12 protein-coding genes are annotated in these 23265 nt (G+C 55.1%); 11 read left to right on the top strand and 1 reads right to left on the bottom strand.

The features are described 5' to 3' along the window. Positions 1–44 precede the first annotated feature (44 nt). From brxF to SH527x_RS07060, 8 genes are read left to right on the top strand one after another with little or no spacing between them, the layout of a single operon-like run. Positions 45–572, top strand: a complete 528-nt coding sequence (gene brxF, locus SH527x_RS07095) for a BREX-3 system P-loop-containing protein BrxF (protein WP_437193955.1) — start codon at positions 45–47, stop codon at positions 570–572. Next, positions 569–4300, top strand: coding sequence for a DUF6079 family protein (locus SH527x_RS07090; RefSeq protein ID WP_437193954.1), 3732 nt, complete (start codon positions 569–571; stop codon positions 4298–4300). Before brxF ends, SH527x_RS07090 begins: the two co-directional genes overlap by 4 nt. A 45-nt stretch (positions 4301–4345) precedes the next feature. Continuing rightward, a complete protein-coding gene (locus tag SH527x_RS07085) occupies positions 4346–7141 on the top strand; it encodes a DNA methyltransferase (RefSeq protein WP_437194601.1) in 2796 nt (931 codons plus the stop codon). A gap of 3 nt (positions 7142–7144) precedes the next feature. Further along, positions 7145–9064 (top strand): DUF3696 domain-containing protein, encoded by a 1920-nt coding sequence (locus tag SH527x_RS07080; RefSeq protein ID WP_437193953.1) that lies wholly within the window; start codon positions 7145–7147, stop codon positions 9062–9064. Next, entirely contained in the window at positions 9057–10106 is a 1050-nt protein-coding gene (locus tag SH527x_RS07075; protein WP_437193952.1) for a hypothetical protein, read from the top strand. The genes SH527x_RS07080 and SH527x_RS07075 overlap by 8 nt, the downstream gene beginning before the upstream one ends. A 5-nt stretch (positions 10107–10111) precedes the next feature. Beyond that, entirely contained in the window at positions 10112–13021 is a 2910-nt protein-coding gene (locus tag SH527x_RS07070; protein WP_437194599.1) for a DEAD/DEAH box helicase, read from the top strand. Next, positions 13018–15012 carry a BREX-3 system phosphatase PglZ gene (pglZ, locus tag SH527x_RS07065; RefSeq protein WP_437193951.1) on the top strand — a complete coding sequence of 665 codons (1995 nt, stop codon included), beginning with the start codon at positions 13018–13020 and terminating at the stop codon, positions 15010–15012. The genes SH527x_RS07070 and pglZ overlap by 4 nt, the downstream gene beginning before the upstream one ends. After that, complete coding sequence (locus SH527x_RS07060) at positions 15012–15767, top strand: hypothetical protein (protein ID WP_437193950.1); 756 nt, start codon at positions 15012–15014, stop codon at positions 15765–15767. Before pglZ ends, SH527x_RS07060 begins: the two co-directional genes overlap by 1 nt. A gap of 422 nt (positions 15768–16189) precedes the next feature. Here the strand turns inward: SH527x_RS07060 and SH527x_RS07055 are convergent, their stop codons facing one another. After that, positions 16190–16447, bottom strand: a complete 258-nt coding sequence (locus tag SH527x_RS07055) for a hypothetical protein (RefSeq protein ID WP_437193949.1) — start codon at positions 16445–16447, stop codon at positions 16190–16192. 322 nt (positions 16448–16769) lie between these two features. On the opposite strand from SH527x_RS07055, the gene SH527x_RS07050 reads away from it, so the two are divergent. The 3 genes from SH527x_RS07050 (at position 16770) to SH527x_RS07040 (ending at position 23016) form a co-directional block, all read left to right on the top strand. Further along, a complete protein-coding gene (locus tag SH527x_RS07050; RefSeq protein ID WP_437193948.1) occupies positions 16770–17228 on the top strand; it encodes a hypothetical protein in 459 nt (152 codons plus the stop codon). A 260-nt stretch (positions 17229–17488) separates the two neighbouring features. Then, a complete protein-coding gene (locus SH527x_RS07045; protein ID WP_437193947.1) occupies positions 17489–17806 on the top strand; it encodes a hypothetical protein in 318 nt (105 codons plus the stop codon). Between the two features lie 203 nt (positions 17807–18009). Continuing rightward, a complete protein-coding gene (locus SH527x_RS07040; RefSeq protein WP_437193946.1) occupies positions 18010–23016 on the top strand; it encodes a DEAD/DEAH box helicase family protein in 5007 nt (1668 codons plus the stop codon). Positions 23017–23265: the final 249 nt, after the last annotated feature.

The raw sequence follows: 23265 nt of genomic DNA, 5'->3' as shown, positions 1-23265 counted from the left end.
ACAACGATCCTGTGACTTTTGATTCAAATATGCAATGGACAACAATGGCCGACCGAACATCTCAGCCCGCTTACGACAAAGTATTGCATTCTCTGCAATCCGCCGAAGGGTTGTACCATCGCCTCGTGCTACTCGTGGGTGAAACCCGTTCCGGCAAGACCGGGGTTCTTCGGGATGTTGCCGAGCAGCTCGGGACATCCGTCATCAACGTCAATCTGGCGCTTTCAAACAAACTGCTTGAGTTGACGACAAAACAGCGGTCACTTCGGTTGCCGGGCATCCTCGATCAGATCGCGGACAAAGCTCACGCGCCGTTGCTGCTGGACAACATCGAAATACTATTCGGCAAGGATCTTCAACAGGATCCCTTACGGTTGTTACAAGGCCTCTCCAGAAATCGAGTTGTGGTTGCTTCGTGGAGCGGAAGCTACATCGGGGACAAGCTTTTATATGCCGAAAGCAGTCATCCCGAATACCGCAACTACGACTCAGTAGATGCGTTGATCGTGGAAATAGATGGCACGGACACCGTCGATTCGAAAAAACACAACAGAGAGCCAGGACAAGCATGAAATACGGAGACCTTATCCAATTCGACCCAATTGAGTCGGTCGTTCAGTTGCGTGACGCGGACAAATCGAGTGCCGCGCATCACCTTGTGAACACCTATGTCATTTCCGAAGAAATGGCTGAACGGCTTGTGCAGCTTGTCATCCCTCAGATGCAGTTCGATCAGCCAGCCGATAACAAAGGGCTGCTGGTGGTGGGCAATTACGGTACCGGTAAATCACACTTGATGTCGGTGGTCTCCTGTCTTGCCGCAGACGCATCCCTGTTGGACGGACTGAACCACGCCGGTGTCCGCGATGCTGCCTCTCAGATTGCCGGGCGGTTCAAGGTTATCCGTACCGAAATCGGAGCCACCACCATGTCCCTGCGCGACATCCTGGTAGCTGAGCTAGAAGAGAGTCTCGAAAAACTTGGCGTAGAGTACGTGTTCCCCGAAGCCGGAGCCATCACAAGCCACAAGCGGGCCTTCGAAGACATGATGGAGAAATTCGGGCAGGCTTTCCCCGAATATGGCTTGCTGCTGGTGGTAGATGAATTGCTAGATTACCTGCGCACACGCAAGGATCAGGAGCTAATCCTCGACCTCAACTTCCTCCGCGAGGTCGGCGAGGTCTGCAAGGATCTGCGTTTCCGCTTCATGGCCGGTGTCCAGGAGGCCATCTTCGACAGTCCGCGTTTCGCCTTTGTCGCTGACAGCATCCGCCGGGTGAAGGACCGTTTTGAACAAATCCTCATCGCCCGCAGTGATGTGAAGTTCGTCGTGGCCGAACGTCTGCTCAAGAAGACCGCCGAACAGCAGGCCAAGATCCGCGATTATCTGGTACCCTTTGCCAAATATTACGGCAGCTTAAACGAGCGCATAGATGAGTTCGTCCGGCTATTCCCGATACATCCCGATTACATCGACACTTTCGAGCGGGTTACCGTGGTTGAAAAACGTGAAGTGCTCAAAACCCTTTCCATGGGCATGAAAGGCATCCTGGGCAAGGACGTGCCGCAGGATGAACCCGGCCTCATCGCTTTCGATAGCTACTGGAATACGCTCAAACAAAACGCTTCCTTCCGCGCCATTCCCGAGATCCGGGCGGTCATCGATTGCAGCCAGGTACTGGAATCCCGCATCGAAAACGCGCTTACGCCGCAGAACTATAAGCCCATGGCGCTGCGCCTGATCCATGCGCTGTCCGTCCACCGCCTCACCACCGGTGACATCTATTCGCCAATTGGTGCATCGCCCGAAGAGCTGCGTGATCGACTTTGTTTGTTTGAGCCATTAATTGCGGAGATGGGGAGCGATGAGCCGGATAAGGATTTACAGACACACGTTGAGACCGTATTACGCAAGATTCATAACGCAGTCAGCGGTCAATTCATCTCGGAGAACAAGGAGAACCGCCAGTTCTATCTCGATCTGAAGAAGACCGACGACTTCGACGCCCTGATCGACAATCGAGCCGAAAGTCTTGGCGAGTCTCAGCTCGACCGCTTTTATTACGAGGCGCTCAAGCGGGTGATGGAATGCCAGGATGCCACTTATGTGACCGGCTACAAGATCTGGCAGCACGAATTGGTCTGGCAGGAGCATAAGGCCGCCCGGACCGGCTACCTCTTTTTCGGTGCTCCCAACGAGCGCTCGACCGCCGTGCCACAGCGGGACTTTTACCTCTACTTCATCCAGCCCAACGATCCGCCGCGTTTCAAAAACGACAAGGCAAGTGACGAGGTCTTCTTCCGCCTGAAGGGCACCGACGAGGAATTCCAAACCGCCCTGAAAAGCTACGCGGCGGCACTGGACCTTGCAGCCACCTCATCGGGTCACGCTAAGGCCACCTATGAGTCAAAGGCCAACGGCTTCCTCAAAAAGCTAGTGCAGTGGTTGCAGAAGCACATGACCGATGCCTTCGAGATCACCTATCAGGGTCGTGCCAAGTCCATGGTCGAATGGGCCAAGGGCAAATCAATCCGCGACCTGTCGGGCTTGTCGCCGCACGAAACCATCAACTTTCGCGATCTGGTCAACACCATCGCCGGTGTCTGTCTCGCACCGAATTTCGAGAATCAGGCCCCGGAATATCCTGTCTTCACTGTCTTGATTACCGGCAATAATCGTGCCCAGGCTGCGCAGGACGCGCTGCGGTCAATTGCCGGACAGAATCGCACTAAACAGGCCACCGCCGTGCTGGACGCCTTGGAATTGCTCGATGGCGAGAAGATCGCTCTCTACACGTCAAAGTACACCAAGTACATCCTCGATGCGGTCAAGACCAAGGGGCATGGCCAGGTGGTCAATCGCAGCGAGATCATCCAGGAGGACCACGGTCTTGAGTACATGAACCCGGGCGGTTCACGCCTGGAGCCAGAATGGGTCACCGTCTTAGTGGCTGCCCTCGTCTACTCCGGCGACATCGTGCTCTCTATTCCAGGCAAGAAGTTCGACGCCACCGGGCTGCAGCAGCTCGCCGCAACCGGCATGGACGAGTTAGTTCGCTTTAAACACCTGGAGCAGCCCAAGGAATGGAACCTGCCCGCACTCAAGGCGCTGTTTGGACTGCTCGGGATGCCTCCTGGGAATGCACAACTGGTGACTCAGGGAAGCGATGAACCAGTCCAGCAGTTACAGCAAAATGTGGGTAAGGCCATCAAGCGAATCATCATGACCCAGCAGACCCTCCGCGAAGGTCTTTCCTTCTGGGGGCTGGATCTGCTTGCAGGCACCGATCTGGCCAATCAGGCCAGCGGATTGGATGAAGCCAAGAGTTTCTTTGAATCGCTCCAGGCCTACTCCTCTCCGGGAAAGCTGAAAAACTTCCGCCATAGCGCCCCCGAAGTGCTAGCCCACGAAAAAGCCTTGAAGGCCCTGAACGAACTGGACGCCCTGCGCGAGTTCATCATAGACCACGGCCCGACGGCATCCTGGCTCTCCACTGCCGACGCAGTGCTGCCTGTGGACCATCACTGGGTAGATCGGATGAAGGCCACCAGGAAAGATGTACTGGATGCCCTCAAACATGCCAACCTGACCGAGTTGGCCAGCCTGTCCCAAAGCATCGGGACCAAGCTGCAGAAGATGAAAAAGGATTACACTGTCATTTATATCGGCTTGCACACCAAGGCCCGGCTGGGAGTGAACGACGACAAGCGCAAGGCAGGATTGCTCAACGATCAGCGCCTGCAAACCCTGCTCAAACTGGCCGGTATCGACCTGATGCCCCGGCAGCAGCTCACCGACTACCAGAACCGCCTGGCCGGACTGAAGAGCTGCTTCGCCCTGACCGAGCAAAACCTCGATGCCTCGCCGATCTGCCCGCATTGCGGGTTCCGGCCATCGGTGGAAACCGGCGCGGTGGCATGCTCGCAGATGATCGACCAGATGGACACCCAGCTCGACGCCATGGTGGCGGCCTGGACCTCCACCATCCTCAGCAACCTAGAGGACCCGATCACCCAGGCCAACATGGATCTTTTGAAGATCGACGACCGCGACCCCCTGGAAGCCTTCATCAAGTCGAAGGAACTGCCGGTGCCGCTGGACAGCAACTTTGTCCATGCCCTGAAGGAAGTGCTCTCCGGCCTGCTCAAGGTCACCGTCAATGCGCAGGAGCTGCAGCATGCCCTGCAGGTCACCGACGGTCCGGCCACCCCGGCGGAGATGAAGAAACGCTTTGAGGAGTACATCGATCAGCTCACCAAGGGCAAGGACCCGGCCAAGGTGCGGATCGTCATGGAATAAGAGTGACTAAGCTGAGAAACAAGACGAAAGTCAAGGACTATGAAGATGAAAGAAAACAGTTTGTTCGACTCGCTGCTTGAAGAGCCGCAGAAGCCCTCCGGCCCGGTGACTTGTCTCGGCATGACCTTCGAGAATGACGAGGCCCGCCGCGCTCACTTTACGGAAGAGCTGCGCAAGAACCTGCAGGACCCGGAGTTCCGCAAGATTGAAGGCTTTCCCATCGGCAGCGACGAGGACATCCTGAATCTGAGCGATCCGCCGTATTACACCGCCTGCCCGAACCCTTGGATCGGTCACTTTATTGCTGAGTGGGAGGCTTTAAAGCCTGGACAACCAGATGGCTACAGTTATCATCGTGAGCCATTTGCAGCGGATGTTAGCGAAGGAAAATACGATCCAATATACAAATACCATCCATACCCAACAAAGGTGCCGCACAAGGCAATAATGCGTTACATCCTCCATTACACGGAACCTGGAGATATCGTATTTGATGGCTTTTGCGGAACCGGTATGACAGGAGTCGCCGCTCAAATGTGTGGCGACCGTGATGCTGTTATTGCCCTTGGATATCAAGTTAAGCAAGATGGTTCGATTTTACGCGAGGAGATTGATGACAATGGAATAACAAAGTGGGTTCCATTTTCTCACATCGGCATCAGGAGAGCTGCCCTAAATGATTTATCTCCAGCCGGAACATTTGTTACCTATAATTATAATACGCCAATAAATATAAGTTCCTTTGAAAAGACGGCAAGTCGCATCCTCAAAGAGATTGAAACCGAATGCTCATGGATGTACACAACCAAACATTCAGATGGGCGCCTTGGAACTATTAACTATACTGTTTGGTCAGACGTTTTTGTGTGCCAAGAGTGCTCAGAAGAAGTTGTTTTTTGGAATGCTGCTGTCGAGAAAGAAGCCGGAAAGGTAAAGGACGAGTTTCCCTGTCCTCATTGCAATTCACGTCTTACCAAGAGAAGTCTTGACAGGGCTTGGACAACAGTTTTCGATCCCATTATAAATCAGACACAGAAGCAAGCAAAGCAAGTATCCGTGTTGATTAATTATTCGGTAGGATCGTCACGCCACGAAAAAGTCCCGGATCAATATGATATAGATACACTTAAGAAGCTAGAGGCCCTCAAAGTCCCGTATTGGTTTCCATCCGAAAGAATGAGTTTTGGAAAAGAAACAAGACGCAACGATCCCGCCGGCTTAACACATATTCATCATTTTTACACTAAGAGGAATCTGTACGCGCTGGCAAAGCTGAAGTCTTTGTCTCCGTCTGCGAAGTTTAACCTCTTAATTACTAAGGTGTCCTTTCAGATAACCAAGCTTTATAGATTTACTTACCAGAGCGGTGTTTGGGGGGCAGGAGGTGGGCCACTGTCCGGAACGCTTTACGTTCCATCACTCGTAAAAGAACTGAATATTATAAAGCAACTCAAAAACGCTTTAAAACAAAGGCGGGGGATTTCTCATCCCGCGACTTATGGGAGTTTTGTTGGGTCTACACAATCAAGTTCGGCGATACCATCAATCCCTGATGACAGCCTAAGTTACATATTTATTGACCCCCCGTTTGGCGCAAATCTTTATTATTCAGAGCTGGCATTTCTCTGGGAAACTTGGTTGCGCATACTAACAGATAATAAAGAAGAAGCGATTGAGAATGATTCTCAAGGAAAGGGCCTAGATGATTACCGCCTTCTGATGCAGAAGTGCTTTGCTGAGGCATATCGTGCTTTAAAACCAGGAAGATGGATGACGATAGAGTTCTCTAATACGAAGGCTAGTGTTTGGAACAGCATACAAACAGCCCTGCTCGAAGCCGGTTTTCTCGTCGCCAATGTGTCCGCCTTAGACAAGAAAAAAGGAAGTTTCAAAGCGGTAACTACACCAACTGCAGTAAAACAAGACTTGGTTATCTCAGCATACAAACCTAATGGTGGTTTTGAAGAGCGTTTTCAGAAGGAGGCGCAAACCGAAGAAGGCGTATGGGATTTTGTCCGCACGCACTTGAAGTATCTGCCGGTCACCAAGCGACAGGGCGCGTTGATGCTTTTCGTCCCCGAGCGCGACCCTCGCATCCTGTTCGACCAGATGATCGCATTCTATGTCCGCAAGGGCTACCCCGTGCCGATCTCCAGCCAGGAGTTCCAGGTCGGACTATCGCAGCGCTTCATTGAGCGTGACGGCATGTATTTTCTGCCGGTTCAGGTGGCCGAATACGACCGCAAGAAGATGACCTCGGGTGCCCCACAGCAGCTTTCGATGTTCGTCTCTGACGAGGCATCTGCGATCCAGTGGCTCCGCCAGCTCATCAAGGAAAAGCCACAGACCTTCTCCGACATCAATCCGCAGTTCATGCAGCAGCTCGGCGGCTGGAGTAAGAACGAGGCCCAGCTCGATCTGCGCGAACTGCTGAACCAGAACTTCCTCTGCTACGACGGCAAAGGCCCTGTACCCGAGCAGATTCACGCCTACCTTTCCACCAACTGGAAAGAGCTGCGCAACCTGCCCAAAGATGATCCGAGCTTGGTGGCCAAAGCTCGGGATCGTTGGTATGTACCCGACCCCAACAAAGCCGGCGACCTGGAGAAGCTGCGCGAGAAGGCGCTGCTCAAGGAGTTCGAGGACTACAAAGATGCCAAGAAGAAACTCAAGGTCTTCCGCCTGGAGGCTGTCCGTGCTGGATTCAAGAAAGCCTGGCAGGAACGCGACTATGCCGTCATCGTCGCCGTAGCTGACAAGATCCCCAACAGCGTCCTGGAAGAAGATCCGAAGCTGCTCATGTGGTACGACCAGGCAGTAACACGAATGGGAGGCGAATAGCCCATGATTTCCAAATGGAAGGTGTTTAACTTTAAGTCGATACGCGAAGAAACCGAACTGGAACTCGGTCCGTTGACAATCTTTGCGGGCGCAAACAGCAGTGGAAAGAGCACATTCATTCAATCGATCCTTCTCGTAGCTCAGACGTTGGCTCATAAAGTTGGTTCGCGATCTGTCGTGTTGAATGGTGCCCTTGCCAGTCTGGGTCAGTTTGATGATCTAAAATCCAGCGGCGGCGAGTCAGATCAAATCAGCATTCAATGCACATGCCGCCCACTGCCGGATCAGGATGCGGGAATTTCACACCGGTCCCAATTCGCTGCTCGTGGCTCTGTTTACTACGGGCCACGCTTCAACCAGCTTCGAGAAATCTCTTGCGAGATATTTTTTGATGCTGATTCATCAAGCTCTCAGCGTGATCTGTTTCAGATTCAGCCTCGGCTCTTTGCGACTCATTTGTCCAGTACATTCAGAGACGATGACAACATTGACCAACAAGCTGATATTTCCATTCGTCATTCCACCAAAGCGGTTTCAGAGATTGAAGGAGGTGATGGCGCAAGCGAAATTGACGACCAGCTACGTACCGGTTTGGCCTATGCGGTCGAAATGGACGCAAGCTCGATGGCTGAGGCGAAAGAAGACTTTCGCTCGGCCAGTCCGGTTGGCTGTGTTTTGAGACACTTCCTCCCGGAGAGAATCATCTATGCCATTGACACCATTGAAGAAGATGCCAGCGCCCTCACTATGGCACTCCAAGACGACGGTCGTTCCGTTGGCATGCGTCGCGTCATGGGAAGGGAACTTCTTCTTTCCGAACAGGTTGTCGCGGTTTTGCGTGAACTGCTCAAGAGTACCATTGATTTCGACCATACCTTCACGGAAAAGTATAGACAGAAGGCGCTGTTTGAAGACGAGGCAGATACACTCACATTCAGAGAATGGTATGCACGACTACGTGGCCTTTCACGCGATGTGCGTCTGAGTGTTCAGCAGGTGCTGCGCGAGTGCGACGATCTTTTTGATCGCATACATGCAGCCATGAAGGCATCATTGGCACCGAATCCGGAATCCCGCTCCTTTGTTCAAGCCAGGCCTCCTCGCTTGATTATGGAAGCCACCCGGTACTTGGATACTTTCTTCGCTACATCGTTAAAATATCTTGGTCCGCTGCGGGATGCTCCAAAGCCGCTCTACCCTCTCGCACCCGGGGCTGATCCGCACGATGTCGGTTTGCGTGGTGAGCATACTGCGTCCATTCTTGAGTTGCACAAGAGCAAAAAGATACGATATATCCCTTCTGCGGGTTTTAAAGACCCTGTAGTTGAGCGCAAAATCATTACGCGAACACTAGAAGCTGCGGTGATCGATTGGCTCCAGTATTTGGGGGTTGCCAGATCGGTTGAAAGTCGCGACCTGGGAAAGCTGGGGCACGAACTTAAGGTTGGGCTTTCCGATTCGGATTTCACGCACGATCTTACTCATGTGGGTGTCGGTGTCAGCCAGGTTCTGCCAATTCTCGTCATGTGTCTTCTCGCTGACACGGACTCTACGCTCGTGTTTGAGCAACCGGAACTGCATCTTCACCCGAAAGTCCAGACCCTGCTCGGCGACTTTTTTCTTTCGATGGCTCTATGTGGCAAGCAGTGCATTGTTGAAACCCACAGCGAGTATTTCATCGACCGGCTTCGTTTCCGGATTGCTGCGGCATCACCCAGGCAGGAACTGAACAGCCAAGCCAAGATTTATTTCGTGGATAAGCCGTCCGAAGGCTCTTCATTTAGGGAGGTGGTGATTAATGAATACGGAGCCATCTCAGACTGGCCGGAAGGTTTCTTTGATCAGTCACAACAGCAGGCCGAAGAAATCCTGAGAGCTGCGGCACTAAAACGAAAAGCTGGCCGGAGGGATGGGGATGTATAGCCTACCTAGCGTAACAATCGACGCAGGAGTGCTCGCGGTCCCACCTGTTGATTGCGCCAAGGTTGATGCTTTCCAATATGTGGACACGCTACTAGATTGGAGCAAGTTGCTTCATGAGCCTTGGGTAGCCATTCACATGAGCGAGCGGGCTTCTGAATATCTTTTCTCCGACGGGCTGTACCCGTTGAGGGAACAACTCAAGGAACTATTTTATGCCCACGGCATTGTTGAATATGATGTCAATACGGTCGCACGAATTGCCAGTCGGCTGTTAGCTGTCACTCCGTCTTTTGAAACATATTACCGGGTCAAAGACATTTTGTGTGAGCAGCTGGAAACAGATCCCGATGTAATTCGACTCACGACTCACACTGGCCTTCAATCAGATCTCGCACGGTGCATCGCGTTGATCGCGGTGCTTCGAAAACACTGTTTTCAGCCTCTTGCGGGCCATTCTCTTATCTTGCGGGAAGCCCCTAGGCAAGTGGTCCAAGTCAGGGCTCAGATTCACGATATTGAGCACGCGCGAGATGATATTGGGTTCTTGCCAACTCCTCCTGAGTTCTTTGAAGGCGATGTCCTGGTGTGTGATGACTTTCATGGCCTGATCGAGTGCCTCGATGAGTCTTCGATATTGACCGGGGCGTCTGACAATGTCGGGGTAGAACTTGCAGTCCGAGTAGCCGTATACAAGGAAGCGTTCTCAAGAGGTGACGCCATTGAATGGGATGGCGTGAATGTACCAGTTATTGGGAGTGAGTTTCGCGAGTTATGCCAACGGGTATGCGCGGACCAAGGCGACTCATTGCCGATGAAAATTCTACGATCGATCGTAGAAACCATCAGCCAAGAGAACCTGCGCGCTGTACACGCACTGCGTACTGGATCAGGAGGGAATGATCCACAAAGGATGCGCGGCTCCGATAAGGCGCAGCGTCGCGATATCGATAGGGTATTCCATCTTCATTACTGGGAGTGTGATGACGGAACAGTCGAGTTGGCGTCCGTGGTTTATCACAACGACTTCTCAATTCCGGGATGATGCCGATGCAGGATGTGTGGCAATACAGCACTGTTCATAACAGCGCCTGCAAGGTCATCGAGGAACAAACGTTGTGGGGGCAAACGGTTTGCCGTATCTGGTTGCCGAACCAGGACGCGGTGGTGCGCGTACCCCGCTCTGCCTTGCGGCCGCTGAGTGCCGACTTACAGCCGGAGATCGAGGCGGCACGCATTGCGTATGTGGCCGCCGCAGCCAAGGTGGCCGAGGTGCTCGAAGGCTCCACCAGCGTCACCGATACTCATGTGCTTCTGGCTCCCATGGAGTCCAACGTCATCCCGCTGCCACACCAGATCCACGCCTTGTCCCGGGCCATCTCTGGCGACCGCGTGCGCTACCTGTTGGCCGACGAGGTGGGTCTCGGTAAGACCATCGAGGCCGGTCTGGTCATGCGCGAGCTCAAGCTGCGCGGACTGGTGCGTCGGACATTGGTCGTCTCGCCGAAGGGAATCGCTACCCAATGGGTGGCGGAAATGCAGACCCATTTCAACGAACAGTTCCAGCTCGTTTTGGGCGACGACATCAGCACCTTGCAGCGCCTGGCTCCCAATTTTGATAAAAGCGCGGACCACCGGAGCTCAGCCTGGTCGATGTTCGATCAGGTGATTGTCTCGCTCGACTCCGTCAAGCCCATGGACAAGCGACGCGGCTGGACCGCCGAGCGCGTTGCCGAATACAACCGCAGGCGGTTCGAGGATCTGATTACCGCCGGTTGGGATCTGGTTGTGGTGGACGAAGCGCACCGCCTGGGCGGCAGCACTGACCAGGTCGCCCGCTACAAACTCGGCAAGGGGCTGGCGGAGGCCGCACCCTATGTACTGCTGCTTTCGGCTACGCCCCACCAGGGTAAGACCGATGCCTTCCATCGCCTGATGAATCTGCTGGATGGCGACGCCTTCCCGGATATGGATAGCGTCTCCCGCGACCGGGTGGCTCCGTATGTTATCCGTACCGAGAAACGCAAGGCCATTGATGCCGACGGCAAGCCGCTCTTTAAACCCCGGCGCACGCAGATGGCCCCGGTGGCCTGGGAGAGCCGCCATCACCTGCAGCAGCTTCTCTACGAGGCGGTGACCGATTATGTGCGCGAGGGCTACAACCAGGCCCTGCGCGAGAAGAAACGTCACATCGGCTTTCTGATGATCCTGATGCAACGGCTGGTGGTCTCGAGCACCCGGGCGATCCGCACCACGCTGGAACGGCGACTCGCCGCACTCAAGGATGGCGAGCAACAAGCCAGCCTCCGCCTGGCGGAACTTGAGAATGGCGCGGAGGGATTGGAAAGCCCAGACGATGAAATAGCCGAGTTGTACGACATGGACGGCCAGGAGTTGCTCGACGAGCTGCTGAAATCTCATGTGTCTGCTCTGCAGAGCGAAGGCCGTCATGTGGAGACCCTGCTCGATGCGGCGGTTTGTTGCGAACAAGCTGGACCGGACGCCAAAGCCGAGGCTTTGATCGAGTGGATCTACGAGCTGCAAGCCCAGGAAAACGAGCCGGACCTGAAGGTCTTGATCTTCACCGAGTTCGTGCCGACCCAGCAGATGCTGAAGGAGTTTCTGGAAGCCCGGGGAATCTCTGTCGTCACCCTAAACGGCTCCATGGATATGGAGGAACGCAAGCAGGCCCAGGATGCCTTCCGCAGATCGCACCGCGTGCTGGTTTCCACCGACGCGGGCGGTGAGGGTCTGAACCTGCAATTCGCCCACGTCATCATCAACTATGACATCCCCTGGAACCCCATGCGGCTGGAGCAGCGAATTGGTCGTGTGGACCGTATCGGCCAGCCAAAAACCGTACAGGCGATCAATTTCGTTTTTGAAGATTCAGTCGAGTTCCGCGTGCGCGAAGTGCTGGAGCAGAAGCTCTCGGTGATCTACGAAGAATTCGGCATCGACAAGACCGGCGACGTGCTCGACTCCGCTCAGGCCGGTGAGTTGTTCGAGGATGTGTTCACCTCGGCCATCCTTAATCCTGACGGTATCGAAACCTCCGTCGATCACACTGTGGCCCGGATTCGCGATGAGATTCAGCAGGTGCGCGAGTCCTCCGCCATCTATGGCATCTCCGAAGAACCGGATGTGCAGGCGGCTGAGCGTCTGCGCTCGCATCCGCTGCCCCACTGGGTGGAGCGGATGACAGTGGGCTATCTCAATTCTCACGGCGGCACAGCCAGCCGTAAACGCTCCTGGTGGGATCTGAATTGGCCAGACGGCCAGGAACATCGCAAAGCCGTGTTCAACGCCCGGGAAGCGGATCGTCTGACCGACGCGACATTGCTCAATCTTGAAAACAACCGCGTCCGTGGGCTGGCCTTGAACCTGCCACAGATCGCGGCTGGCCAACCTTTGCCTTGCGTAACCGTGAGCGGGCTGCCAGCCAGCATCTCCGGGCTCTGGGGGCTCTTTGAGATCCGCCTTCAGGCCGGGATGCACCAGAAGACACAACTCCTGCGCATCCCCATGGTGCGGCGGGGCTATGTCAGCGTGTTCCTGAGTGAGGAAGGCAAACTGTTTCTGCCCACGGCCCGGCATATCTGGGATGCGCTGCAGACGGCGGAAGCCCAAGTGCAGACCACCATCGGCCAGGATGAATCCGCTGCCGCCCATGAGCGTTTGCAGGAAGCAGCCGAGCAGGCCGGACAGGAGCTGTTCGACGCCTTGCAGCAGGCGCACCTCGCATCTGTGGCTCGCGAGGAGGAACGCGGAATTGTTTCCTTTGCTTCACGCCGCAAAGCCATCGAACGGGTTGGGCTGCCGGAGGTGCGGCAATTCAGACTGTCCCGTTGCGACGCAGACGAATCCGAATGGCGACATGAACTGCAATCGGCGCGGCAGATCGTGCCAGAGATCCGGCCACTGCTGATGCTGCGGGTTATCAAAGGAGGCGCTCAATGAGTAGTTGGCGAGACGCCATCCTGAACGACTTTGTACCCAACATCAGCAAGCTGACCCTGGTCGCGGACCCGGATTGCCTGTTGACCGAGGAGAAGCTGGCATTGGAGCTTCGCGGGCGCGGGTTCGACCTGATCGAGTTCAGTGACCCGGTCGAATTCAGATACGCCTATGAGTCCAAGTACCGTTCGATCTGGGACCTAGGTGAGCACACCGATCTGGTGGTGGTCCTCCGCTTGCAGGATGCGGAGCTGGAATTCTTGCCTTACGACCTGCTCCAGGCTGGCCGGAAGCTGTCGTTCAACCTCGGGGAGCTCTTTCCCAACCTGAGCTACCCGGTCATTGAGAAGCTCGACCGGAGCCTGCTGGACGCGCTATTCGAGGCCCAGCGCAAGTCGTCGCCGGATCGCATGGGCGACAACGCCACCAAGGATTTCATTCTCCGTCATGTGTTCGGCATTGCCGCAGAACTGATTGCCAACGAGGTGGAGCTGCTACGCGCATTGCTTCGCCTGCACTACGGCAAGCTTCAGCTCCCGCTGATGCTGGCCGAGCGGCTCATCCAGGTTCTCAAAGGGCACGATGTGTGCAATACCTGGCCGCTCTCTGAAATCGTTCCGGACGATGAGGCCTTCTTCGCCTTTTTGCAGGAACGCTGGCCGCTCTTTCTTTCCAGGCTCGGTAGCGCTAATCAGGTACGGGAAGATTCGCTGGAATACGGCCTCAAGTATCCCGGCCCTGATCGCTTGCCGTTCGACCACCAGGACATCAAGGTCTATATCGACAACCTGTTCCTGGAGGGGAAACTCACCCCTGTCGAGGCCAAAGGCATTGAAGTGGATGCCGGGTCCTGGGTTCGGAGCGGTATCGCCACGTCCGGCGTGGACGATGACGGGCTTCGGGTCTCTCGTTTGTTTCGCGTTGTCGAGAAGGAGCTGCCCGCTGCGGAAGCGCGTTACTCTGACTGGACCGCCTTTGCGTTGAAATGGGCCGAACTGTCATCGCTGGTTCATTGCGGCAACAGCACCGAACATCAGACCCGGCTCAGAGAAATCGGCAATGCACTGAATACGACCTTTACCGGTTGGCTGCTGGACCACTACTCCAGTCTGATCAACTTGCCGCCAACCAATCCGGCCATGCTGCACCATGTGCCGCGTCGCCTGGCTCGGGATATCGAGGACTCCGGTAGCAGCCGTGCTGCGCTGATCGTGGTCGATGGCCTAGCCCTGGACCAGTGGGTGACCATCCGCCAGCTTCTGCAAAAGCAGGACGCCAAACTGGTCATGCGCGAATCCGCGACCTTCGCCTGGATTCCGACGCTGACCTCGGTATCGCGGCAATCGATCTTCTCGGGCAAGCCGCCGCTCTATTTCCCGTCATCCATCAACTCAACCAACAGCGAAGAGAAACTCTGGAAGCAGTTCTGGGAAGGCCATGGCCTTTCCCGGCTGGATGTCGCTTACCAGCGCGGCCTTGGCGACGGCGATGCATCCAGTGTACTCGACGCCTCAATCCACCCCGGGAAGACCAAGGTGGTGGGACTGGTCGTGGACAAGGTCGACAAGATCATGCACGGCATGCAACTCGGCTCGGCCGGGATGCACAACCAGATCAAGCAATGGTGCCAGGGTGGGTTCCTGGCCGCTCTGGTCGGCCAACTGTTGGAATACGGCTATGAGGTCTGGCTGACGGCTGATCACGGCAACATCCAATGCGACGGCAAAGGCCGCCCATCTGAGGGTGTGATTGCCGAAACCCGCGGCGAGCGGGTTCGTGTGTACCCCACGCCGGAACTCCGCGCTCAGGTGGCTGGGGCATTCCCATTTGCTCACGAGTGGCCGCCGCTTGGATTGCCAGCGGACTATTTCCCTCTGGTGGCCAGTGGCCACGACGCGTTTGTCAGCCCAGGAGAGGTCATCGTAGGTCACGGCGGTATAGCCATTGAAGAAGTCATCGTGCCCCTGGTGAAGTTTGAAAGGAGGACACGGTGATGGGCAAAAGGCACGAAGCCATTGGCATCAAGCAAGCGATTCGTTTCGAGTGGATGCAGAAAGCAGCCAATCTGCTCCTGGCAGGACTCGACGCCAAAACCATCCGCCAGGAGATACATGAGTTCCTCTCGGACAGAAAAGGCAACGGCACCGAAGGCGAACGAAGCGACCAGACCCGAACCTTTGTCGTCAACAATTTGATGAGAATATGGGTCTCTCCAGACCCTGAACTGATTCCATTCCGGGATGCCTCGCTGGCGTTTCTACGGGAAAACCCGTCGATGGCCTTGGCAGTTCACTGGGGGATGATCTCGGCGGTCTATCCGTTCTGGTTCAATGTAGCCCGCCAGACTGGCCGCTTGTTGGCCTTGCAGGATCAAGTGACCCAGACACAGATCATTAACCGCCTCAAGGAACAGTACGGCGACCGACAGACTGTCAGTCGGTACGGTCGTTTCGCCATTCGTTCTTTCGTGGCGTGGAATGTTTTGAAAGATTCTGAAGACAAAGGGTGCTACGAAAAACAGGTGATTGCCGATATCGCAGACCCCAACCTGGTATCGCTATTGTGCGAAGCTGCTGTGTTCGCGACCAATAGGGACATGTTACAATTGGATGCCGTTCTAAAAGAACCTGCTTTTTTCCCATTCAGTATCTGCACAGTATCGGGCAGCTCTTTATCATTTCGCGGTAATTCCCTGAGAATTGTGCGGCATGGCCTAGATCATGAATTCGTGACTCGAAGTGACACATAGTCGTTCGTTCTGATTTGCTGGAATTGTTACAGGCTATCCACATTAAATGGGCGTTTGACACTGCTGCACGCTTTTCCCTCAGTTGAAGTCTTCCGGCAGCCAGAGGCAATTCGACCTGACACCGGACTATGAGAATCACCCGACGACACCGGTTCGCCTCTCAGGGCGTTTCTTCTTGCCTGGCTTGTGTGCCAGTTTTTCATCGAAATCAGTGTTCCAACGTTGAATCACGATGACCACGATTCGCCGCAACATATTGGTACATAAGGCTCTGCATTCAATGACCACATGAGTCGAGTTGCGACAACCTCGAAGAGTTTTCCAGACACCAGCGATCCCATTTGATTCACTATTGCTTTGATTTCTCAGGGAAATGCCGTCTCAGCCCTGCTTCCCAGCCACGGATTCCGGTCAGAAAAAGTTCAATAGCCGTCTTGTCGCCCCGAGCCACGTGCCCAGGCCAACCCCTCACCCAGCAGCGTGTCGGCGACGGACCGTTTGAGCCCTTCGCCAAAGTCCAGCGAAGAAGATTCGCCCAGCAGGAACTGTCCGCACAATGACCGCACTGAAAACGGCAGGTCGAATCCAAGGCCGCGTGCCTTCCACTGGCGTTGCACTTCGGCATCGCCAAGCTGAGAGATCAAGGGTTGTTTATTTTGCGCCGCATCGACAGTCAACATGCCTGTCGGAAACCGTGCCATTTTGCCTGGGCCACATGTTGCGCGGAACAGCAAACAGACGTCTGAAGCCGTTTCCGCCGCTATTAACTGGTAAAGATGTTAACGGTTTGCCGCGCATGGAACGTGCCAGCCGTATATGGGATAAGCATTTGTAAAGCTGCCGCTTTCCAGTTTTGCACAGCACAATAACCTAGGGTTTCTGCGGCTTTGCGGTGCATTAAAACGCTGAAACCCGCACTCAGCCTCTTGCGCAAAAGGATTAATTCGTGCTAATGTCGTTAATAAAGGTTAACGAATAACCTTGCAGATCATGGAGGATCACATGACAGACACACAAGACGAAACCGGCAGCAAAACCCAATCAAAGGATCGCACCGATGATTCGCCGGTTGCTACTACTGCATCACAGGTTGATCAGGATGCAGCCCGCTACAGCAATCCCATGAGCTTTGCCGAGAGGGTTCGGCGGGAACGCAGACCACTGATCGCCTCAGACCCGTTTGCCATTGCTGGCGATGTGCAAGCCGGGGTTCGGCTTTTCGAGAGCAAGCAAGACCGGTTGATGATGATCAAGTTTGAGGAAAAGCCCGCAAACGAAGTGCTCACCCGCATGAAGGAATACGGATTCCGCTGGAATCCTCGGGACATGGTGTGGGTCCATCCTGTGCGCCCCGACAATGAACATAGTCTCCGCGTTGAATCCGAGCGGCTGTATCAAGAGGTGCGGGCCATGCTTCGCGAGGCCAAAGGCATTGAAAACAGTCAGGAAATTCCGATTTAAGCACAGGAGATGAAGATGATATTGATCGAACGGACTTTTACGCAACGTCGTGCTATTCTACTGGCCAGCAGCGGCCAACAACCGAAAACTACAGGCGATTTCATCTGCCTGGCGGATGCGTGACATGAAGCGGCGGCCGCCCAAAGGGCGTCACCCCACATTATTTCCGCTGGACGAAACGGAAGCATCAAAGTCTACTGGAACCATCACAGCCGAGCCGCCAGCATCGGCACCAACCAAACGCGAGGAGAACAGCAGCCATGCAGTACAAAACGATCGCAATGGAACTGATCGAGCAGCGCCCGCAGATGCACGAGAAGCTGAAACGGGAACGCAAACTCCTGACGACGATGGAAACCATCGCCCGGGAACTGAAAGCCAGCCACGAGGAAATCAGCCGGGATCTGGCAAGCGAGCAGCCACAAATGGAGGCCAGCTTAATCTCTTCGCAGGCGACGGAGATGGCGATCACGGAGATGCAGGATCGCATGCCGCCCGTGAATCCGAAAGGCGAGGAGGACGAACTGTCGCTCGACCAGATAATGGCATCGCTAAGCAGTCCTTTGTCTCGCGGGTAATCAAGCGAAGCAAGCAGCCATCGCTCTTCGACCAACCGGTACGGCCGCCGCCCGTACCGTCCAGCGATAAGCCCGATCCTGCCGTCAGCCCGCGTGCCGGGCAGACTACATCCGACGCAGCAGCATCCTCTTTTGTACCGCCTGAACCGGCAATTCCAGATTCAGTTGGAAAGCCACCGCCACCCGTTGAAGAACCATCGCGGATGGCAGGCGGCGAGATGGCAAAGGCTCGCGACATCCTGGCCGCGATCCGCACGTTGAAGGCGATTGAGCAGGCGAGCAGACCCGCGACCGACGAGGAAAAACAGGTGCTTAGCCGGTTTTCCGGATTCGGGCCGGTGGCCTTGTCCATTTTCCCGGACCCGGTGACCGGAAAATATAAGGACGACCGCTGGAAGTCAGTCGGTGAAGAACTGCGGTCACTCCTGAACCCCGAAGAGTATGACAGCGCACGGCGTACCACCTACAACGCCTTCTACACATCTCATATTGTTATCGACGGGATTCATGACGCCATCACCAGACTCGGTGCCCCCAGTGATGCAACCATCCTGGAACCGGGATGCGGTGTCGGTAATTTCCTTGGGCGGGCAGCACGCGGCAACCGCTTCATCGGAGTGGAACTGGATTCCATCTCCGGGCGGATCGCCCGGTCGATCTACCCTCAGCATGACATTCGTATTGAGAATTTCCGGGACACGAAGCTTCCCGAGGGACAGCTTGATGCGGTCGTAGGCAATGTCCCCTTTGCCGATGTGAAGCTCAATTACCATGGCCAGAAATATTCGCTGCATGATTATTTCTTTGCCAAATCCATCGACGCATTAAAGCCCGGCGGCGTGATGGCGCTGGTCACATCCCACTACACGCTCGACAAGCAAAACGCCGCCATCAGGGAACATCTTGCAGATGCTGCCGATTTTGTCGGGGCCATTCGCCTTCCCTCCGATGCCTTCAAGCGGGAAGGAACCGCCGTGGTGACCGACATCATCTTTCTTCGCAAGCGGGCGGCAGGCGAGCCTGCCCACCACGTCGATCCCGAATGGCTGGGCATCGCACCGCTCGCGATTGATGGCGCAGAGGTTCCGGTTAACCGCTACTTCCTGAACCATCCCGAAATGGTGCTGGGCGACTGGAGCCGCAAAGACACGCTCTATGGCGGGCAAGGTTACAGCGTCAAAGGCACAGGCGACCTGCAACCCAAACTTCATCAGGCCATTTCGCGACTACCACAGTTCGAGACTGCAAAAGGCAGCAATGCACAAACCGTAACAGCACCGACGTTCGTCCCTCCTCCATCAGAGAAGCATATCTTTGAGGGCAGCTTTTTCATCGGCGATGACAAAGCCATCTACCAGATCGAGGGCGGCCAAAGCCAGAAAGTGGTCTATGGCGGCAAGGAGCTTCAAAGCGGCGGCACCATGACCGGCAAACGCTTAGCAGCCCTGATTGAACTGCGCGACAAAGCACGCCGCGTCCTCCAATCCCAAAATGAAGGCTGGCCCGACGACCATCGACATAAGGCAAGGCAGGAACTCAACCGATCTTATGACCGGTTCGTCTCCTCATACGGTCCCATCAACAAGACCACGTTTTCGGAAACCAAAGACGGTAGCGTTGTCCGGCGGATGCCGAACATTGTGAAGTTCAAGGAAGACCCTGACGCCATGCTCGTCATGTCGCTTGAGGACTATGACGAAATCACCGGCGCGGCGACCAAATCGGCCATCATGGAAAAGGATGTGGTGGGAAAACTGTCTCCCATCACGAGTGTCACCAATGCCGAAGAAGGATTGCTGGTCTCGCTGAACCAGACAGGCATCGTCGACCTGGCCCTGATCTCCCGCCTATACGGCAAAAGCGAAGACGAGGTGTTAAGCGAACTTGGTGATCTCATATTCTGCGATCCTGAGTCAGGCCGGTGGGAAACAGCCGATGCGTACCTCTCCGGAAATGTTCGCGCAAAACTGGCCATCGCGAAAGCATCAGTCCCTGAGTTTGCAAGGAACGCCGTTCGTCTGGAAAATGTGCAGCCACCAGACGTGCTTCCCGGCGACATTGATGCCAATCTCGGAGCACCTTGGATTCCGGTGACTGACATCCAGGATTTCGCCGGACAGCTATTCAAAGTCTCACCTGCCTGCGTGCCGGTAAGTCATCTTAAGAAAGACGCATTGTGGAGTCTGGAGCCGGACTATTCGGCCAAGGTCTCGGTAGCAGCCACATCGGATTTTGGCACCAAGCGAGCCAACGGTACCTGGCTTTTAGAACTCGCCCTCAACATGAAGTCACCGACTATTTACGACACAATCGACCATGGTGACCGGCAGGAACGAGTGGTCAACCAGGAAGCCACCATGGCGGCACGCGAAAAACAGAAGAAGATCAAGGAACGTTTTCGCGCGTTCGTATTCGTCGATCCTGACAGGACGGAGCGGTTGGTTCGCATTTACAACGACACGTACAACAATTTGCGCCCACGCCTGTTCGATGGCTCGCATCTCGACTTCCCCGGCATGAACGATGCGCTATCGCTTCGTCCTCATCAGAAGGACGCCGTCTGGCGGGGCATGAGTTCGGGAAACACTTTGCTCGCGCATGTCGTCGGTGCAGGCAAGACGTTCACCATGGCAGCCACCGGTATGAAAATGAAACAGGCCGGGCTTGTACATAAACCGATGTATGTGGTGCCCAATCACCTGCTGGAACAGTTCGCCCGTGAGTTCATGCAGCTCTACCCCAATGCGAAGCTGCTCGTGGCAAGCAAAGAAGATTTGTCACGCGATCGCCGCAAGTTCCTGACCGCGAAAATCGCCAGCGGCCAATGGGACGGGATCATCGTCACCCATAGCAGCTTTGAGCGAATCGGCATGTCGAAGGAATACCAGGAGCAATTCCTGCGCGAACAGATTGCTGAGTACGACCAGCTATTGATCGAGCATGCAGCCGAGCGTGGATCAAATCGCAATGTCATCAAATCCATCGAAAAGCAAAAAGCTGCCCGTGAGGAAAAACTCACAAACCTCCTGGCAAGCGATAAGAAAGACGACGGGCTCGTTTTTGACGAACTCGGCGTCGACCATGTGTTCATCGACGAAGCGCATTATTTTAAGAACCTTGAGACCGCAACCAAGATGGACCGTGTCGCAGGTATCCAGACCGGCGGTTCTGAGCGAGCATTTGATGTTTATATGAAAGCACGCTATCTCGGTAAGCAGCATCGCGGCCATGGTGTGACGTTTGCGACGGGAACTCCTATCTCCAACACCATGGTCGAGATGTACACGATGCAACGTTTCCTCGATCCGGAAGGACTGCGCAGCCGTGGCATAGAGCATTTTGATGCTTGGGCAGCCACCTTCGGCGAAGTAGTCGACACGATGGAGATCGCCCCTGACGGCTCAGGGCTTCGCCAGCGTTCGCGGTTTGCGAAATTCACAAACCTGCCGGAACTCCAGCAAATGTTTCGTGCCTTTGCCGACGTCCAGACCGCCACGATGCTGAACCTACCATGTCCGAAACTCGAAGGTGGCAAGCCGCACATTGTGGCATCCCCCATGTCCGACGAGCAGTTCAGCCTCCAGCAGGAACTGGTCGAGCGTTATGAACGCCTCCGGTCGCAAAAGATTGATCCGCGCATCGACAACGCCCTGGCCATCACCACCGATGGCAGGAAACTGGCGACAGACGCCCGCATGCTTGCAGCCGACGCTCCCGATTTCCCTGAATCCAAGATCAACAAACTTGTCGATAATGTGGTCGCAGTCTGGGAGCGCACCAAAGACACACGCGGCACCCAACTCATCTTTTCTGATTTTGGCGTCAATCCAAACGACTGGGGTTACTCGCCATATTCGCAGGTGCTGAAAAAGCTGGCCGAAAGAGGCATTCCCTCCAGTGAAATTGCCTCAATCGGCGAGGCCGAAAGCGACGCCAAGAAACAGGCCCTCTTTGAAAAGGTCCGCAACGGTACGGTTCGCGTCCTCATCGGCTCAACTCAGAAAATGGGCACCGGCACCAACGTCCAAAAACGATTGGTCGCCTTGCATCACCTGGACGCCCCATGGAAACCTGCCGAGGTCGAACAGCGTGATGGCCGCATCCTGCGCCAGGGCAACCTGAATAAAGAGGTTGCCATTTACCGCTATGTCACGGAAGGCTCGTTCGATGCTTATATGTGGCAGGCACTGGAGACCAAGGCCCGCTTCATCGGTCAGGTCATCACCGGCGATAACGTGTCGCGAAGCGCCGAAGACATTGGCAGCCAGGAATTGTCCTATGCGGAAGTCAAAGCCATCGCATCGGGCAATCCGGCTGTGCTTACCCTTGCTGAAGCCGACGCTGAACTCAAACGCCTTGGCCTGCTGAAGAAGAACCATCTCGACGAACAATATGTGGCACGCCTCGCCGTTCGTGACCTCCCGGAAAAGATAACCGCAATGAATGAGCGGGTCGCAAAGATGGATGCCGACGCTGAGACGATTGAGGCACATGCAGGCACACGCATCACCATCGGCAGCACCGCATGGTCAAAAGAAGATGTCTCGGCCGTGCTTGGAAGCAAGCTCGAATCCCTGCCAAACCACACACGCGAATCCACACGCGTTCCCATTGGAAAGTTCAAGGGATTGCAGTATGGCCTCATAATCCATCCGCTCACCCCGCCGGATGTTTATCTTGAAGGGGCAATGACACGCATATCAGGTTTGTCCAAAGAGCATCAGGGACCGCGCGCCGTGCTCAACGCCCTTGAACGACTGTCATCATCGTACAACACAGAAGCCGCACGCTTGTCTGACGATGTCGCGATCTATACGTCCCAATTGTCCGACTACCAGGGCAAACTCGGGGAGACGTTCTCCCACGACGAGTATCTAAATGACCTGACCAGACTGCGAGACAAGCTAAAGGCCGCATTGTCCAAACGAGACAATCCGAATGATGCAACCAAAGGCCCATCATCAAGCGAACTGGCCTGCCAAATCAAGGAACTTACGGCTGCCCATAGCGTCGATACCCAAACGGGTCGCACGGAACCCAAACGCATCGCCGCAGAGGAGCCAGTGACGGCAAGGATTCGCAAACGCCTGGAACAGGCAGCATTGCACGAAGCCGATCCACCGAATTCACCCGGCACGCCTCCGGGACCATTCTCTGAACGTATCCTGCGTGAGCGTGCATGGAAAAATGACGGGCAAAGCCCGGCGTGAGGCCAGACGGGTGGATCACCTGTCCCTGCCCGTATGGTCAGGGACAGGACCAATCGAGACCTGCGGTCCTGTTTTTTCAAAGAACCCCGCTCAAAAAGCCACCTCAGGTTCAAGTAAATGGCCTGAATCTACCTCTGCCTTTGTCGCATTTCGTCGGGGGGGCGAGTTCTAGCGAACCCCCGCGACGAAACACTCCGACGGCGACGGTAAATGGCCTCGCAGCTTAATAAGTCTATCACAAAACGATAA

This window comes from Planctomicrobium limosum (assembly GCF_051465645.1).
GTDB lineage: Bacteria > Planctomycetota > Planctomycetia > Planctomycetales > Planctomycetaceae > Planctomicrobium.
This window is presented reverse-complemented; position numbering and strand designations above follow the sequence as displayed.